Genomic DNA, 16,186 nt, shown 5'->3' on the forward strand with positions numbered 1-16,186 from the left:
CAAGCTAACCAAGGTTCAAGGGTTATATCCGAGGTTCAAGGCTGTATAGCTAAGTCTTAGGAGCTAGAACCACGTCTTAAGAGCTAAAGCCAAGGCTCAAGAGCTCGAATTAATGCTTATCGCTTACTACCTATTCTCGAAGCGGTTGTAATCCAACAAGCCGAACTCGATCGGTTGATCTTGTTGATACCAACGATGTACGCGATCACTGAACGGCCAGAACTCGTTAGAACTGCGTCGTACCGCAAACTTATCCAGCAGCGCCACGTAGTCTTCTTCTGTGTTTAAGTTTTGCAGCGTTTTAACCAGAGCAGGAATATCGCTCTCGGTTAAAGACAGGTAGGCGGCAGGGTAGCTACCGACAACGCCTCGTACGAGGGTTAGGTCATCATTGGCGTAATCTCGGTTACCTTCTTCATTAAACAAGCTTGAAATGTTACTGTGCGCATTATTGTGAATCATGGTGAACAGCTGTTCTTCGCCGTTTTTGCCTTCAATCATGATCATCACTAATTGAGGCACATGACGCAGGCCTTCTCCCTTAATCAAATTCACTTGATTAAGCAGTGCTTCATTCTTTCTACCAAAACCTGTTTCAACAATCTTAAAGCGATTATCGAGAACAGGTGCGAGCTTATTTTTGAACATATTAAGCAGTTCACGCTTCGGATCGGCCGTTTTGTAAACCACACTTGTTGGTTGGTCGAAAGGGGCGATATTGCGTTGCAAGTAATCGCTCAGTTGTGCACTTTGGTTTTTGTACCAGCTTGAGTGTTCAATATGGCGAACATCTTTAGGAAGAAGGGTTAAGAAGTTACTTTCACCCTCAAGGCGCAAGAAGTCCATAAACATACGCGTAATCAGCTGGTGGCCGAAGTTTCCGTACACATCGAAGCCTGCTACAAGAAGGTAATGAATGCGCTCTAGTAAGGCGTAATCAAGGATCCATGCTGTCTTAGGCTGTGAACCAACTAAACCCTGAACAACCGAAGCGCTATCGAAGTGTCTAAAGATGGTGAGAGCGGCATTTTGGTTGATGCCATCGCCATCCCAAATTATACCGGTGTCTAGGTTCACGCCACTATCGAACCATTGGTTGGTGAAGTCTGATTTCGCATTTAGGTATCGAGCCTGTTGCTTAGAGTAACGTACCCAGTTAGTCGCTGGGACGGTGTTACTTTTTAGCTCGCTAGGTAGTTTTAAGTTTTTCTTCTGACTGGCGTAGAAAGCGTTTATTTCTGGTAAATCGGCTTTCTCTGGATCAATGAAGAAAACCCAAAAACGGTCGTTAATCACATTCAAGGCAAGTTGACCACGACACACCGGCCCTTTGATAAAAGCCATGATGGTGTTTTGCGCATTGTCCAACATGAAATGGAAACGAGAGTTCACTGGCAGTGATTCAAACGAAGTCATAGGGTTAGCTGCGACATCAATGTTGTAACTAGGGAGTTGTTTCACAGAGTAATTAGCATCGACAAACCAAGTGTTCCACTTTTGTAGTCGCTCTTTATTGAGTGCGAAAGGCATGTGCGTTTTGTCGACGATGGTGCCTTGTTCTGGAATCAGGCGGTAGTAAACACGTTCTACTTTTGGATCGTCGTAAGGGCGACGAGTCGTGATGCGTTGCACCGCTTCACCTGGAGGCGTTGCAGAGCGAACAAGGGTGAAGAAACGCGTTGGTTGCGCCAAATCAGAGAAGTAGACGTGCGATAGAAACAGGTGCTCATAGATGTAACGCGCTGAAAGCTGGCTTTTATTGTCGTTCTTATTGAGAAAGCTTTCGTAGACATTAACGAGCTCTTGCTCCGCATTATTCAGCGGAATGTGGTCGTTCATTAACGCGCCATTTTCCAACCAACTCATTAAAGTCGCGTATTCTGTTTTATCTAAGTTCGGCATCCCATAAGGCATCCCCCAAGTTGGGTAATCTCTCTCGTACTGGGCGTACTCTTCAATCGTTGGGCACTGTTGGTCGCGATCGGTTGAAAAGTCGAAACCTTCAAGCTGGGTTTGATCTGGAAGTGGGTGGTTCTCTTTCTGGATCAACATTCGAGAAACAAGACCAGCATCTAGGTTAGCCGTTGAATTCTGCATACGTTCGTTGAGGACTGGATGAAAATCCGCATCGCGCCACTCTTGTGTGGTTAAAGCATCTTCAAATAAGCGAGTAGGGGCTGAGGCGGTTAAACGGGTGCCTTGATAAACGAGTGCCTTGCTCGCACCTCGGTCGATACCTTCTACCGAAGACATTTTGAGCTGGCAAGGTGCGTCATAGCAAGCGTGACAAACCACACATCGGTTATCAATGATGGGCTTCACTTCATCAATGAAGTGCTGTGCTTGAGCCGACAGAATAGGCGCTTGGCGATCGCGAACTTGTTGTTTACCAAACAGCTCGTCGAAGTTTAAACCCGCGTAGACGGCACAACCTGAGAAGACGCTAACAAAAGCTAAAATGAAGAGTTTTATCAAATTCATACGTATTTATATATTAAGCATTTTCTCTAATTATATCGAAAATGATTGAAAATGCTCATGTTCTAACAATCTTATAGATAAGATCTTGATGGGACTGAGCAACTTATCGAGGTGACTCACTCACCCGAGGTTGGAATTTAGAGTGTCGACTTAAGGCTTACTGATTGACGTAACAAACAGAGAAAGGGACAGACAATCGCTCAAACTCTTTGATCCAGCGCCATTGGTTGTCTTGCAGCTTATCGCCAGGGCCTTTGACTTCAATCCAATGAAACTCTTTGTCCTTGAATGCAATCAAATCCGGCATCCCAGTTCTAAATAGCTTTAAATCACTCAATATCACTTTGAAAAGATCAACAATCAAGGCGTTGGGAATAGCCTCCATACTGTGCTCGACGAGTGATCTGGGGAAGTAGTTCCAATGAACAAATGGATTGGCGATGCCACGCTTCTGGTCATAAATATTGAGTAAGTGGTTCAGCCCATGCTTGAATATAGTCTGAAACACCGCTTCGACCTGTTCGGCTCGTTTGTCTACGAAATCGGAATGGTACAGATCCAGAGGTCGATGTTGGTATCGATTGATAAAGGCGCCTTCAACATCTGCAAAAATGACCTCCCAAAAGGCCAAGCCGAACAAGCCACATAGAAAACTGTTCTCAGAAAAGTAGACATCCCAGCCTTGGTCCTCAAAATGCTGCTTTACCGCAAGCTCGACTCGCGTTTGGCTGAGGTCTAATTCCAGTTTTATCTGTTCGCAACTTGGTTTTGAAGCGCGCGGAACTTTGTGCCCCTTCTTTGTAGATAACATTTGCTTGCGTAATAACCTTTGCTCAAGCTTAGCCGCGACTTCCAACTCTGACACATCCGATGGAGTAGCTTTCATTTGCGTGACAATGTCACACATTAAGTTTAGCTCACCTTGTTTGTCGTAGATGCGAGCAAGTCGCTCTCTGCTAGGAGGAAGTGTAGATTGCCTGAACCAAAAGACAGCTTGGTCGTTTAGGTTAAGCCTTTCAAGATCGCGCGCGATATCGTTGATCAAACGCGATCGTTTTCTGGCTATGCTCCTGTGTTCCGAGTCAGCGGGTATTGATTGCAAAAGGAGTTCAAGAAACTCAGGGTCTTTACGATCACCTTCAGAATATTGGCGTTGAATATCGCGCATCTGGAGTAATTGATTGAGTTGATCTCTAGAAGTGAAGAAGCGGCGCTGCTTGCTTAATGGGTAGTTCTCGAAGGTGTTGAGCCCTAGATCGCTTAACACGAACTGGCTTAGGTCTTGATAAGTATTAGCAAAAAACAGCAAAAGTAATACATCAATAACTTGAGATTCGACAACGTAAATACAGTCGAAGTTTAGGTTTTGAAATTGATCAAAAGGTTGCTGATCAAGCAGTAACAACAGCTCATCTTTCTTCGCGGTTTTGTTGCTCTTAAAGGCAGGGAATACATTCAACAGTTCTGGCTTGGTGAGTAAATGCAACCCGATCTCGACCTTACTAATGACGAGGTGATGCTGTTCTTCGGGATGACTCAACGCAATAAAGCCTGCGGTGCTTAGTTCTTGTAGTGCGCTATTTAAATCAGGGATCTCAACATAGTTGAGTTTATCGCTGCGAAACCAACGGCCTTTACGAGAAAGCAAACGAACTATTAAGCATTGGCTTGAAACGGAAAGACGTTTGTATGCGGACAACCAACGACATTCATCGTCACTTAGAAGATCGGTATAGAGCGTTTGAGCGTGTTCAACCAACCGATTGAAGTTGTCGAGATAATAAGTAGGGGGGAGCTGAAGAGTGGTTTCTATCGTCAATGGGTTCGTCGCTTGATACAAAAAGAGCCTAACCCTAAGGTTAAGCTCTTCAGTAACAAATTCAATCTTTTCTGATGATTAAGCTTGAGATGCTTTTAGTTCAGAAACTTTAGCTTCAGAGATTGGCTTAGTGACGATTGCAAGAACAATACACACTGCCATCATAGCTGCAGAGATTGTGTAAGCTAGGCCGTAACCTTCGCCGTTTGTCATTGAGTAACCAACAACTGCTGCACCGATAGCGCCGCCGATACCCCATGCCGTGTAAAGCACGCCGTAGTTAGTACCGTAGTTTTTCAGGCCGTAGAACTCAGCAGTAAGTGTTGGGAATACTGCTAGAAGCGTACCGTAACCAACAGCTGCGATAGCCGTACCAATGATTAGCGTGAATTCAGAGTTGAACGTAGCGAATAGAGCCATGTTCGCGCCTTGAAGGATGAACGCTAGAAGTAGAGTACGTACGCCACCGATTTTATCTGCAAGCATACCTGCAGCAACACGGCCGCCTGAGTTGAATACAGCAAGGATAGACGCTAGGTAAACTGCGTTTGGTAGGTTCGCTTGAACGCTAGCAATCGTAGTGATGTTACCGATGATCATGAGACCAACAGAAGCAGCAAATGCGTACATGATCCATAGAGAGTAGAACTGAGGAGTCTTCAGCATTACTTTCCACGTTAGGTCTTCAGTCTTCTTAACTGCTTTAGGTGCTTGGCCTGCTTTTACTTTAGGCTCAGCTGGCGTGTAATCCGCTGGTGGGTTGTTGATTGTTGCTGCTAGAGGTACTGCAATCGCAAGTACGCCGGCACCAAGAATCATAAAGCTTGTTTGGATACCCATGCTGTCGATTAGCGCAGAAGTGAGTGGTGCTAGGTAAATAGCAGCAAGACCAAAACCTGCAGCGATTAGACCGTTAACCATACCTTTCTTAGAAGAATGGAACCATTTCATTGCTGATGGCGAAAGACATGCGTAACCAAAGCCGATACCAGCACCTGTCATCACACCAAACGTTAGATTTAACATCATCGGAGTCGTAGCGAAACCAGAAGCAATCATACCTAGGCCAGTAAGCGCTGTACCTAAGATAAGGATCTTACGTGGACCCATACGGTCTTGTAGGATGCCTGCAACAAGAAGACAAACAGAGAATGTGATAGTTGCAATAGCGTAAGGTGCAGATGCTTCAGCAGCACTCCAACCAGCTTCGGTGACTAGCGCCTTGTTAAATACACTCCAAGCATACAGGATGCCAAGACAAAGGTTGATACAGAAGCCTGCTAGCAGGATACGTGATGCTTTATCAATCTTGCTCATTTTTATTCTCAGTTTTGTCGTTGGTTAGTGGTGAGCCACTTAACTAAAGACGGGTTATTGTGATTGTTTCTTCAAAATTAGTTTGCGTTTATCAACAGACAGCGCAAAAGAGCGCGGATTATAACCAATAAAAATGTGATTGGAATCTCTTTTTCCATTTTTGGTAAATAAACTCAAACTTGTTAATAAGTTGTTTTTTATTGGTTTTGCAATTGTATTTAATACCTTTCTGTTTTGTTCTTTTTAACGTGGCGCGCCTATTTTTTAAGGTGTTCTTCGATAAGTATTTCTGAATTGCCACGTATTCCGTGCGGATATCACAGAGTTACGAATTATTTTAATTATTTTCTAAGGTTAATTTTGTGTAACAAAATAAATCGAAGTGGAGCTTTGTCCATATGAGACAAGGAGTAACGGAGTTTTATTAAAAACAAAATGTTAACCAGTTGTTGCGGGCGGTTTTTGGCGGTACCTTTGCTTACATTTCGTTCGATTGGAGGGGTTGTGTTGTTGAAAAAAAGTGGGAAAATAGTACGCAAACTGAGATTCCAAATTTGAAAGGATGCGTTTCCAACTTATGGCGAGGCGAGTATTATGAAACTGTTTTTAATTCTATTGATGTCAATTTCTGGTGGTGTAGCGGCAGCTGACCATATCCACTCTTTCTTGTTTGGCTTCTATATTGCTGCATTGGCAGTGGGTAGTTGCTATTGGTTAGCTTTCCGTAGCACGCGTTTCCCACAGTTAGCTCTAATGTTATTGATGTGTGGCTTTTTCGCGAAAATTGCAGTGACAGTTGTCGGTGTTTCTTGGGGTATCTCGAACGATATCATTCAATCGCCGTTCATTTTCTCATTGTCATACCTGTTCTTCTTAGTGGTTGTGTCTTACGTTTGGTTTGCATACCGCGATAAGTTGACGCTAAAAAAGCGCGCTAAGCAGGTAGAAGACTCTCGCAAGCAAGCAGCAGCTTAATTGCAGAACTAATACAGAATTCTAAAAAGAGCTTTCTTCGGAAGGCTCTTTTTGATCTGGCCTTAACTTGAGTGAACTCTAGCTATAAGGCAGATAAAAGAAACCCCAGTATGGTGACATACTGGGGTTTCTTGTTATTTATCTAGTATCTAGCCGCTATCATCTAGCAAATACAGGTCTTAACGCGTGTTACTTCTTCATCAACTTCGCTAGATCGGCAAAGGGATTGTGCGTTGCTGATTGATGGTCGTCTAAACGGGCTTTTGCATCAACACCGTAACGGTCATGATCCGTGTATTTTGAGTGCTCATGATCGTGACAGTACAAGCACAGTAGTTCCCAGTTGCTGCCATCTTCAGGGTTGTTTGTATGGTCGTGATCCACGTGGTGAACGGTAAGCTCTCTCAAGTTTGAGTAAACAAATTCACGTGCACATTTACCACAAACCCAAGGGTACAGTTTCAGTGCTTTTTCGCGGTAGCCTTTCTCTTGGCGAGCGTACGCTGCACTCGAGCCTGTGTAATCTGAAGACATTGCCAAATCCTTATCAATTGTAATCTCCCGATTTTATCACAGCTTTCTGGAAGCTGTAGGAATGTCGTGACTAAATCACGTGTCGTACTAACCGATATGGGGCTTAGGTTTGATTGAGCACTTATCTTTTACGTGTGCTATCTCATAAAGCAGGTTATGTCTTTCTGGAATAAGCCATGCTTAACAGTTTGAAAAGAAATTGTATTTAGGGGTTTTAACCAAGGGAGCGTGACCTAATATCAGTTAAAGCTACCCTATATTAATAAGGAAATATCATGTCAGAACAATACACACCGCCAAAAGTTTGGGTTAATGATACTGATGGTGGTAACAAGTGGGCAAATATCAATAGTCCTGAATCTGGCGCTCGCTTTGATAAAGAGCTTCCTGTTGGTGATCATGCTTTTCAATTGTATTCCCTTGGCACACCTAACGGTCAAAAAGTCACTATCTTGCTGGAAGAGTTGTTAGCGGCGGGTGTTAAAGAAGCTGAATATGATGCGTACTTGATCAACATTGGTGAGGCGGACCAGTTCTCTTCTGGCTTTGTTGGTGTAAACCCGAATTCGAAAATACCAGCACTTGTTGATAAGTCTGGTGACGAAGATGTGAATGTCTTTGAATCGGCATCCATCTTGATGCACTTGGCTGAAAAGTTTGGTCACTTTTTACCGAAAGAGGGCGCTGCTCGCACTCAAACATTAAATTGGTTGTTTTGGGCGCAAGGCTCTGCACCATTCCTAGGTGGTGGCTTTGGTCACTTCTACGCTTACGCCGATGAAAAGCAAGAATACCCAATTAACCGTTTTGCGATGGAAGTGAAGCGTCAACTAGATGTATTAGACAAACAGTTAGCGAATAACACGTATGTGGCAGGCGAAGAGCTTAGTGTCGCAGATATCGCGATTTGGCCTTGGTATGGCAACCTTGTACTAGGTAAAACATATGATGCCGCTGAATTCCTTCAAGTTGAGTCTTACGCCAACGTAGTTCGCTGGGCGAAGCAACTAGAAGCGCGCGAAGGTTTCCAGCGCGGTCGAGTGGTTAACCGTTCATTTGGCGAAGAGTGGGAGCAAGTACCAGAGCGCCATTCTTCAGAAGACATTGACCGAGTTTTAAAGCTACGCCCTTAGTGATTTTAAAACGATAGTCGACACCAGTATCTCTAGAGTTTGTTTTAGCGGCCAACGTTAACTCAAACTCTAGTTTTTTGTTCCATCGGATTTTTTCCATAGTAAGTCCGCTTATTTAGATTTAGCTATTAAAGGCGGTTTAGGTATAAAATCGCGACATCATAATTCTAAAGGATGGTGCCATGTACCACGGTCATATCTATTTCCCTCTGCGATTTGCAGAGCAGGCAGAAACACTTCGTCAGAAAATTCTATCGGAACGTAAAGATGTATTAGAGACTTTCCCATTAATACAGCGCTTGGTTGGCCCACATAAGATGCCAATGTTTGAGATTCATTTTGCTAACAAAGAGTCGGGTATTGTTGAATGGCTTGAGCAAGAACGCGGTGATATGTCGGTGTTGATTCACCCAGTAACGGGCGGCGAAGAAACTTTGGATCACACAGTAAGAGCGACTTGGCTTGGTCGTGAGCTGGGTGTCTTTGAAGAAACGCTGAGTAGCTAATTTAATTCGCGCCCGACAGTACGTACCTAATCAACGTACTTAGTAAATATCGCTGCTGTCGGGTGTGCCAATGCTCACTAACTTTTTAAACTATGCTCTACCCTAAATAACTAGCTTCTCCAGCTATTCCCTAGTAACAGTGATACCGCTACCGACACACCTAATGCGATCAATATATTAGGTAAGTACAGCCCCCAAATCGCGACACAAACCGCCACCGTTACCACAGCCCACAACAGTGTTTCTAAAATCCAAGTGCCCATAAAATAACTCCTAACTAGATTGTGCGACTAGCATAACCAAGCAAGGGTAAACTTTTGGTCACCATACAATAACCATTTGGGAAAATCGCTACAGCATGACTTTAACGATGAACTCATTGTTGTGAACTTGATGAGTAAACTGCCAACCTTGGTTCTGACACACGCGATCGATGAGCTCTAGGCCGATACCAAAAGAGGTTTGTTGTTCAGAGTCGTTTGTTAGGTTTTCATCTTCCAAACGGTTGGTTACCTCAAACAGAGTCTCTGATAGCGTGATACTGATATCTCCGCTGCCACCATGTTGAAATGCATTTCGGACTAAGTTGGTGAGCACAACCTCTGTTAACTCGCGGGGAAGGGAGTGTTCGCCTTGATCGACCTTGGTGTGGATCTCTACTTCTTTGTTTTTGAGAAGGTAACGTTGGCTTTCGATGATGTTGTTGAGCAGGGGAGTCAGCTTGATTTGCTCATAGTTGGTTTCCATTTCGCTATTACGACTCATCCATAACAGAGTCGTTACCAAGGCTTTCATGTTGGTGGCCGAACGTTGGATTCGTGCGACTGCTCGTTGGCCGCTGTTAGGGATAGTTTCAGACAACCGAACCAGCATATCGCCACTGGCTGAAATAGTGGCAATCGGTGTTCTTAGTTCGTGGCTCGCGGCTCTTAAGAAAAAGCTCTCGCGCTCATTGGCCTGTCGTTCACCGTGCACGCTTTTAATAAGTTGGGAAGCTAACTGGTCGATTTCTTTATAGCGAAATTGAGTCAAACCTTCAGTCTTGTCCACATCCAGAGATTCAGACCATTTTGATAGCGTAATAATCGGTTTGGTGACTCGATGTATCAAAAGGCGAATGATCAAAAATACCAAGAGTAAAAGGGCACCGATGGCGATAAAAGCATTGTTTATTTGGTTGACGGAATCAGGTGGGTTCAGCTCGAATAGATTCAAGTAGATGGCTTCATCGTACTCAGAAATGATGTACAAGGCTTCGTCTTTACCAGAAACTTGATGCTTGGCTGAATAGAGGTATTGCCCTAACTCATTGTTAGGCGAAGGCTGGTAATGATCATAAATAGCGTCGTTATCAAACGCTTTCCAATCAAAAGCTTGTTGAAACTTAACGGGCAGATCTGAATAACTTAGAAAGGCTTGGAATGTTGGGTTTTGGTAGTCTGGCAGTTGCCCTGTTTCGATGTATTGCTGCTCTGCCACTTCCAACTCATACAGAAATCCATATTTTGCCGATTCATTGAGACCAATATGATAGCTCTGAGATACCATCAAGCTGTAGATGGCTGTGAGTAATACGACGATGCCAAATAAGTAGAGGTAGATATCGCGCTTAATACTGACTCGATTCATGTCCGCGTGTTTCATGATGGTTCCTCATGCAAGACAACACCAATGCCATGAACCGTGTGGATTAACTTTGAGTCAAAGGGCGCATCAACCACCTGTCGAAGCTTAAACAGGTGTGCTTTCACGCTGTCAGAGCTTGGCATTTCGTCTTCCCATGCTTCTTCAAGCTTGGCTTTACTCACCACGTTAGGGCTGTTTCGCACTAACATCACAAGCATTCGCCAACATACTGGCGAGAGCTTCAATAGCTTGCCGTCTCTAAGGGCTTGGTGCTTGTCTAAGTCCAGTTTGAGATCTGCCACAGATAATGACGTCACGGAGCCTTGAGCGCGGCGCACTAGTGCCATCAACCGTACTTTGAGTTCTTCCATCGCAAAAGGCTTCACTAGATAGTCATCCGAACCGACCTCGAACCCCGCGATCTTGTCTTCTAACGTGTCTCTTGCGGTCAACATGAGAATCGGAGTGGTCACGCCTTGCTTCCTAAGAGATTGGCAGACATCAAGCCCATCCATCTTGGGCATGTTGATATCCGTTAAGATGATGTCATAACGCCCCTCTAAAGCGAGATTTAGACCCGCGCTGCCATTGTAAGCAAAATCGAATTCGAACCCATCGAGTTCCATATAGTCTGCAATGGCTTCTGCCAAGTCGCTGTCGTCTTCAATCAACAGGGCGTTAATACTCATAAGTGTCCTTACTTTGTTTCTCGTTCTCTTTTCCAAGCCCAGATAGGCGGCTGAATAAGAAGTTGTAGTCGGTAGTTCCAATTTGGCGCGTGCCATAATTGTTGGCACAGTTTAACGTAGCCGTGGAAATATACCTTAAATGGGTTCACAGAGTTGATTCTAGGGAAAACTCCGTATCTGACTTCTTCCTCTTCTTTAGCGAAGGTGCCGAACATCTTGTCCCAAATAATGAAGATGCCAGCATAGTTCTTATCAAGATACTGCTTGTTGGTCGCGTGATGCACTCTGTGGTGTGAAGGCGTATTAAACACCGCTTCAACAGGGCGGGGTAGTCGTTTAACGGTTTCAGTGTGCAGCAGTGTTTGAAACAGTTGAACAAAGGTTTCACACATCAGAACCACAAACGGATTGAAACCCAGCAGAATTAGCGGCAAATGAAAGAAGAACGGGAAGAACCAATCTAAAGGCCCAAAGCGATAGGCGACAGAGATATTAAAGTAAGGCGAGCTATGGTGAACCGAGTGCGTTCCCCAAGCTAAACCGTTGCTGTGCAAGAATCTGTGTTCCCAGTAGTAAGCGAGATCGGCCAAGATCAAGCAACCAAGAATTGTCCAACCGGATATTGGCAGTTGAGTTAGGCTGAAGTTCTCGTAGGCGTAAACAAACGCACCAACATAAGCTAACCCGACGAAGAAAAGGGTAACCAACAAGAAGAACAAAGTGACTAAGTTAGTCGCGCTGTCTCCCAACATATTCCAGCTGAGCTTTTTCTTAAAGGCATAGCGGATAAGCTCAAAGATAAACAGAGCCAGAGCAAGCAGTAGAAAGTTGTCATCGACCCAAGTCTCGGTAAGGATGATGCTTGTTTCTGTGAATGTTTGAGAGAGAAAGCTCCCAATGCTATCCAAAGTGAAATCCATAACTAAATCCTTTACTGGTTGTTCTTATAATAGACGTATAACTCGCTAGAATCTGGCAACCCATGCTGATTGAGTTGGTGGTGCTCTATAACCATGTCCACTTCTTTTAATATCGCGATACCTTCCCAAGCTTGTGCTAATTCCTGTTCGGTATGTTCGCCTTTACCTAGTAGAAGCGCGCCTTTGGCTTTGATTGGAATCTTAATTAAGGGTTTGTTTTTATTTAATCTTGATTGCTGAGTCGGGAAGCCAATCGTGATTGTTGCTTCGCTGAAATCTAAGCTGATGTCTTGATAGATCACGATGACTTGTTGTTGTGCGGTCTCTTTGTCATTGACTTCGAGGCTCTGGTAGAAGTCCACCCATAACTCAGGAACATCCTCTAATGGAATCGTCTTGCTCAAACCTTGCAGAAAAGTCGTGTTTGCAGTCGCCTGTTGTTTGACCTCTACGGACTTGTTTTTTGGCTGTTTGTCGATTGATGACTTGTTCGTTGATAACTCAGCGATTGGCTGCTCCGTCGATGCATCCGCAATCGCAGGCTGAATATGTAATAGCCCCCAGACAACACCAGTAATACCGACTGTCGTGAGTAATGAAGCGAATAATTTCATGCTCTTTCCTTGTGGTTCATTTTTCTTATCAAGGACAGTAAAGGAGGAGAGGTAAACAAAAGGTAACCGAGCTCGCTTTTTAGTGGTCAACAGCGAATCCGTCGATTGCCTAAATTGTTAATACAGCAATTTGGGACACTTTTTTCCATATCGGATTGGTAATACTGGTGCCATATTCATTTGTGGGCTCAATAATGCTATTCAAACATCCCATCTCTCTGCTGACGATTATTCGGCTTAATCCATTAAAGGTCGCTGCGACTTGGTTAATGGTATTGGCTGAAAACGTGATGCTTATTCTGCTGCCGTTGTTTATTGGTTACGCCATCGACGGCGTGTTAAACCAAAGCTTTCAGCCTTTGATGATGTTGGCACTGATTCTTTTTGTACTGGTGATCATCAGTGTCGTTCGTCGTTTTTACGATACCCGCGTGTATGGCGCTATTCGCGTAAAACTGGCCAATCTTGTTGAGCGTAACCTGCGCGGTTTATCTATTTCGACCAAAGACGCTCGGCTAACCATGTCTCGTGAGCTGGTTGATTTTCTAGAAGATGATTTGCCTACTTTGATGACGGCGGTAGTTCAGTTGGTCGCGACGGTGGTTATCCTCTCAACGTTTCATTTCTCATTGGCGCTTTGCATGTTGTTTGCAGGGCTGTCGATGCTGGTTATCTACGGCGTATTCCACCGAACATTTACACGACTCAATGGCCAATTTAACGATCAAGTTGAACAGCAGGTGAAATTGCTGAGCGGTGTTCGCTTATCTGCACTTCGTTGGCACTTTGAGCGCCTAAAACAGTGTGAAATCAAGCTGTCTGATACCGAAGCTGTTGTCTATGGGCTGATTTTTATCGTGTTGTTTGGCGCGGTCATCGGCAACTTATGGATGGTGAGTCAGCTTATCGAGCCGACCGCGGGTCAAGTGTTCTCTATCGTCACTTATTCACTCGAGTTTGTTGAAACCGCAGTGATGTTACCAATCACATTACAAACCCTTTCTCGTCTCACTGAAATCAGTCAGCGCCTTAATCACACCGCCACTCAACAGGTTACCAAGGAGATACCTCATGAAATTTAAAAAGCCACTTTCTGTATTAGTCGGTTGCGCAGCCATCTTTATCGCGTTGGTTGTTGTTGATGAATTGGAACCTGAAGCTACCCAGCCAGTGAAGAAAGAAGCCGTCCTTGCCCCAGTTTCAGTGTTAGAGGTGACACCATCACAGCATCAATCGACTCTAACGGTATTAGGTGTAACTGTTGCTCGTTGGCCTGTGCAGTTGAAAGCATCCAGTAGCGCACAGTTGAAATGGCTAGATGAAAGCGTTGAACCGGGGAATTTGGTTAACAAACGCGATGTGTTAGCAAGGTTAGATACTAGTGCGGTTGATGCGAACTTGGCTCAGGCGTTGAGCTCATTGAAACAAGCAGAATTGGAGTTGAAGCAGGCTAAGCATGAGCAAACGGTCGCGTTAAAAATGCTGAACCCGAAAACGAGTTCGTCTTTTGCGCGCAGAGAGCCTCAAGTGCTCGCAGCGAAAGCCAACCTGCAACAAGCCAAACAGGCGTATGTGAGTGCGCAGAAGTTGTTGGAAGAGTCGATGATTACCGCGCCCTTTGATGCTGTGATCATGAAACGCCATATCAGCCCGAGAGAGTGGATAGAGGCGGGGCAAGTGACCTTTGAATTGGCTGCCAGTGATTCGATTGATATCGAGTTGCCGATTTCTGAAATGCATTGGCAACAAGTCCAAGCGGCACTGACTGAGCCGAGTATCACGGTAGTGAGTCGTTCTGGGGATCAGTGGCCCGCCAAAGTGCGCTATGTGTCTCCGCAAGTTGACTCGGTTACTCGTCAAAGACAAGTCGTGCTTTCAGTTGAGGCGCCTTATCAAAGCAAGCCAAGATTGTTTCCAAATCAGCAGGTTCAAGCTGTGGTTAATTTAGGGCTAAAGGACAACGTAGTTAGCGTGCCTTTGAGCGCGATGACCCGAGACGGATATCTGTGGACGTTAGACAACAATGATCGTCTACGTAAAGAGTCGGTATCCCTGATTGGGCAAGGTAATCAGGTGCTCGATATTCGGTTTAATCAGCAAAGTGAACAGGTTCGCAGAGTGGTGCAATATCCGCTTTCTTCAATGTTAATTGGTAAGCAAGTCGAACCTAACTTTTATCAAGATGATAGTTCAGAATCCATGATCGCGAGCCAATCTGATGATGAACAGACTGAGGAGGTAAACCAATGAGTTGGATGACCAAATGGTTTATTAACAATCCAGTCGCCGCTAATTTGTTGATGATGGCGATTGTTATTAGTGGCGTGCTGGCATTTGGGCAGTTACGTGTCGAGTCGTTCCCACAAATCGCTCCCTCTTCCATCAGTATCAGCGTTACTTACCCTGGCGGTACGGCGCAACAGATCGATGAGAGTGTGACGCAGCGAATCGAAGAGTCGATCAGCGGTATTGCAGGCATCAAACAGATCACCAGTCAGTCGAGTGCTGGGATTTCTCAGGTCATGGTCCGTAAAACCAGCAGCACAGATTTAGACAAGTTGTTGGATGACATTCGTAATCAAGTTAACGCCATCAATGGCTTTCCCGTGCAAGCGGAAAGGCCGCAAGTCGTGCGAAACGAATTTACTAATTTAGCCGCGTTCGTGGTGGTGTCTGGGCCAAGAACCGATGACGAGTTGCAACCTATTGCCAAGCAACTTGAACAAGCGCTAAAGAAGAACCCGCAAATTTCAAAGGTATCAAACTGGGGAACTCGCACATCTCAATTGGTTATCGAGCCAGATCCTGACCAACTGAAAGCGTTGGGGTTGAGCTTAGAAAATCTCGCAGAGCTCGTTGAGCAGCGTTCGCTTGAGACTCGAAGCGGTGAGCTGATTAGTGACAAAGGTCGAATGGTGATTCGTGGTGACGGATACGCCGATGATCTACAGAAGTTGAACCAACTTGTTGTGATTTCAGGAAGCAACGGAAAAATACTGCTGGGAGACATCGCCAAGTTAAGTCGTGGTTACCAATACAGTGGTTCTATCGTGCGTAACAATGGCTCTAACGCCATCGCATTATTGGTCAGCACTAGCCAAACCGACAACCTACTCAAAGTCAGTGAAGCGATCAGTGAAACGCTCGATGCCCAACGCGCGATTCTACCATCGGATATTGAGTTGAATACCATGGCCGACATGGCACCTTACATTGAAGAGCAGCTATTTCGTTTGAGTGAGAATGCATGGCAAGGGTTATTGATCGTCGTAGTTCTACTTGGGATCTTTCTTGAAATTAGGCTCGCCTTTTGGGTCGCAATGGGTATTCCAATTGCGCTGACTGGAACGTTGGCAGCAATGCAGTTGTTCAACTACAGCATCAACGACATCACCTTGTTTGGTTTTATCTTGGTACTCGGTGTGCTGGTGGATGATGCAGTTGTTGTAGGTGAAGCGATACATGAAAAACGGACGGGTAACGGCAGTAGCTCTGGTAATTTAAATATAAACGGCCCCTTTAATATAAATGGAAAGACAGCCGCTTGGCAGGGCGCTGACGGATCCCCTCAT

General features: G+C 44.9%; 15 protein-coding genes. 6 read left to right on the forward strand and 9 right to left on the reverse strand.

Features of this window, described 5'->3' with window-relative positions:
* Positions 1-126 precede the first annotated feature (126 nt).
* The 3 genes from AACT19_RS09355 to AACT19_RS09365 form a co-directional block, all read right to left on the reverse strand.
* Entirely contained in the window at positions 127-2,481 is a 2,355-nt protein-coding gene (locus AACT19_RS09355) for a fatty acid cis/trans isomerase (RefSeq protein ID WP_076646052.1), read from the reverse strand.
* A 157-nt stretch (positions 2,482-2,638) separates the two neighbouring features.
* Positions 2,639-4,321, reverse strand: coding sequence for a VRR-NUC domain-containing protein (locus AACT19_RS09360; protein ID WP_076646053.1), 1,683 nt, complete (start codon positions 4,319-4,321; stop codon positions 2,639-2,641).
* Positions 4,322-4,378: 57 nt separating this feature from the next.
* A complete protein-coding gene (locus tag AACT19_RS09365; RefSeq protein ID WP_017079765.1) occupies positions 4,379-5,617 on the reverse strand; it encodes an L-lactate MFS transporter in 1,239 nt (412 codons plus the stop codon).
* Between the two features lie 594 nt (positions 5,618-6,211).
* On the opposite strand from AACT19_RS09365, the gene AACT19_RS09370 reads away from it, so the two are divergent.
* Positions 6,212-6,592 (forward strand): hypothetical protein, encoded by a 381-nt coding sequence (locus tag AACT19_RS09370; RefSeq protein WP_004730275.1) that lies wholly within the window; start codon positions 6,212-6,214, stop codon positions 6,590-6,592.
* Between the two features lie 189 nt (positions 6,593-6,781).
* Here AACT19_RS09370 and AACT19_RS09375 read toward each other — a convergent pair whose 3' ends face one another.
* Positions 6,782-7,126: a YajD family HNH nuclease gene (locus tag AACT19_RS09375; RefSeq protein ID WP_004730279.1), complete on the reverse strand. Its 345-nt coding sequence runs from the start codon at positions 7,124-7,126 to the stop codon at positions 6,782-6,784.
* Between the two features lie 275 nt (positions 7,127-7,401).
* On the opposite strand from AACT19_RS09375, the gene yghU reads away from it, so the two are divergent.
* Both yghU and AACT19_RS09385 read left to right on the forward strand, forming a co-directional pair.
* Positions 7,402-8,259 (forward strand): glutathione-dependent disulfide-bond oxidoreductase, encoded by an 858-nt coding sequence (gene yghU, locus AACT19_RS09380; RefSeq protein ID WP_076646054.1) that lies wholly within the window; start codon positions 7,402-7,404, stop codon positions 8,257-8,259.
* A gap of 182 nt (positions 8,260-8,441) precedes the next feature.
* Positions 8,442-8,765 carry a DOPA 4,5-dioxygenase family protein gene (locus AACT19_RS09385; protein WP_017085490.1) on the forward strand — a complete coding sequence of 108 codons (324 nt, stop codon included), beginning with the start codon at positions 8,442-8,444 and terminating at the stop codon, positions 8,763-8,765.
* A gap of 110 nt (positions 8,766-8,875) precedes the next feature.
* Here the strand turns inward: AACT19_RS09385 and AACT19_RS09390 are convergent, their stop codons facing one another.
* From AACT19_RS09390 to AACT19_RS09410, 5 genes are all read right to left on the reverse strand, one after another.
* Positions 8,876-9,028: a hypothetical protein gene (locus AACT19_RS09390; protein WP_009844874.1), complete on the reverse strand. Its 153-nt coding sequence runs from the start codon at positions 9,026-9,028 to the stop codon at positions 8,876-8,878.
* Between the two features lie 88 nt (positions 9,029-9,116).
* The gene (locus AACT19_RS09395) at positions 9,117-10,409 is read right to left on the reverse strand and encodes a sensor histidine kinase (protein ID WP_083717874.1); all 1,293 of its coding nucleotides are present in this window, start codon (positions 10,407-10,409) and stop codon (positions 9,117-9,119) included.
* On the reverse strand, positions 10,406-11,080 hold the full coding sequence (locus AACT19_RS09400) for a response regulator transcription factor (RefSeq protein WP_076646055.1): 675 nt from the start codon (positions 11,078-11,080) through the stop codon (positions 10,406-10,408). Before AACT19_RS09400 ends, AACT19_RS09395 begins: the two co-directional genes overlap by 4 nt.
* A gap of 8 nt (positions 11,081-11,088) precedes the next feature.
* Positions 11,089-12,000 (reverse strand): sterol desaturase family protein, encoded by a 912-nt coding sequence (locus AACT19_RS09405; protein WP_076646056.1) that lies wholly within the window; start codon positions 11,998-12,000, stop codon positions 11,089-11,091.
* An 11-nt stretch (positions 12,001-12,011) separates the two neighbouring features.
* Complete coding sequence (locus tag AACT19_RS09410) at positions 12,012-12,614, reverse strand: hypothetical protein (protein WP_076646057.1); 603 nt, start codon at positions 12,612-12,614, stop codon at positions 12,012-12,014.
* Positions 12,615-12,808: 194 nt separating this feature from the next.
* On the opposite strand from AACT19_RS09410, the gene AACT19_RS09415 reads away from it, so the two are divergent.
* The 3 genes from AACT19_RS09415 to AACT19_RS09425 form a co-directional block, all read left to right on the forward strand.
* Positions 12,809-13,696: an ABC transporter six-transmembrane domain-containing protein gene (locus tag AACT19_RS09415; RefSeq protein WP_076646058.1), complete on the forward strand. Its 888-nt coding sequence runs from the start codon at positions 12,809-12,811 to the stop codon at positions 13,694-13,696.
* The gene (locus AACT19_RS09420) at positions 13,686-14,864 is read left to right on the forward strand and encodes an efflux RND transporter periplasmic adaptor subunit (RefSeq protein WP_076646059.1); all 1,179 of its coding nucleotides are present in this window, start codon (positions 13,686-13,688) and stop codon (positions 14,862-14,864) included. Before AACT19_RS09415 ends, AACT19_RS09420 begins: the two co-directional genes overlap by 11 nt.
* The coding region (locus AACT19_RS09425; RefSeq protein ID WP_131825222.1) for an efflux RND transporter permease subunit at positions 14,861-16,186 on the forward strand (1,326 nt) is incomplete at its 3' end. The genes AACT19_RS09420 and AACT19_RS09425, both read left to right, overlap by 4 nt.

The sequence above is a fragment of the Vibrio sp. 10N.222.47.A9 genome, from assembly GCF_963872585.1.
In the GTDB taxonomy this organism is placed as follows: Bacteria; Pseudomonadota; Gammaproteobacteria; order Enterobacterales; family Vibrionaceae; genus Vibrio; species Vibrio splendidus.

Coding starts and splice junctions, on each gene's coding strand:
- AACT19_RS09365 (WP_017079765.1), bottom strand. CDS start 5,617: ATGAGCAAGATTGATAAAGCATCACGTATCCTGCTAGCAGGCTTCTGT.
- yghU (WP_076646054.1), top strand. CDS start 7,402: ATGTCAGAACAATACACACCGCCAAAAGTTTGGGTTAATGATACTGAT.
- AACT19_RS09420 (WP_076646059.1), top strand. CDS start 13,686: ATGAAATTTAAAAAGCCACTTTCTGTATTAGTCGGTTGCGCAGCCATC.
- AACT19_RS09395 (WP_083717874.1), bottom strand. CDS start 10,409: ATGAAACACGCGGACATGAATCGAGTCAGTATTAAGCGCGATATCTAC.
- AACT19_RS09410 (WP_076646057.1), bottom strand. CDS start 12,614: ATGAAATTATTCGCTTCATTACTCACGACAGTCGGTATTACTGGTGTT.
- AACT19_RS09400 (WP_076646055.1), bottom strand. CDS start 11,080: ATGAGTATTAACGCCCTGTTGATTGAAGACGACAGCGACTTGGCAGAA.
- AACT19_RS09415 (WP_076646058.1), top strand. CDS start 12,809: ATGCTATTCAAACATCCCATCTCTCTGCTGACGATTATTCGGCTTAAT.
- AACT19_RS09355 (WP_076646052.1), bottom strand. CDS start 2,481: ATGAATTTGATAAAACTCTTCATTTTAGCTTTTGTTAGCGTCTTCTCA.
- AACT19_RS09390 (WP_009844874.1), bottom strand. CDS start 9,028: ATGGGCACTTGGATTTTAGAAACACTGTTGTGGGCTGTGGTAACGGTG.
- AACT19_RS09385 (WP_017085490.1), top strand. CDS start 8,442: ATGTACCACGGTCATATCTATTTCCCTCTGCGATTTGCAGAGCAGGCA.
- AACT19_RS09370 (WP_004730275.1), top strand. CDS start 6,212: ATGAAACTGTTTTTAATTCTATTGATGTCAATTTCTGGTGGTGTAGCG.
- AACT19_RS09375 (WP_004730279.1), bottom strand. CDS start 7,126: ATGTCTTCAGATTACACAGGCTCGAGTGCAGCGTACGCTCGCCAAGAG.
- AACT19_RS09405 (WP_076646056.1), bottom strand. CDS start 12,000: ATGGATTTCACTTTGGATAGCATTGGGAGCTTTCTCTCTCAAACATTC.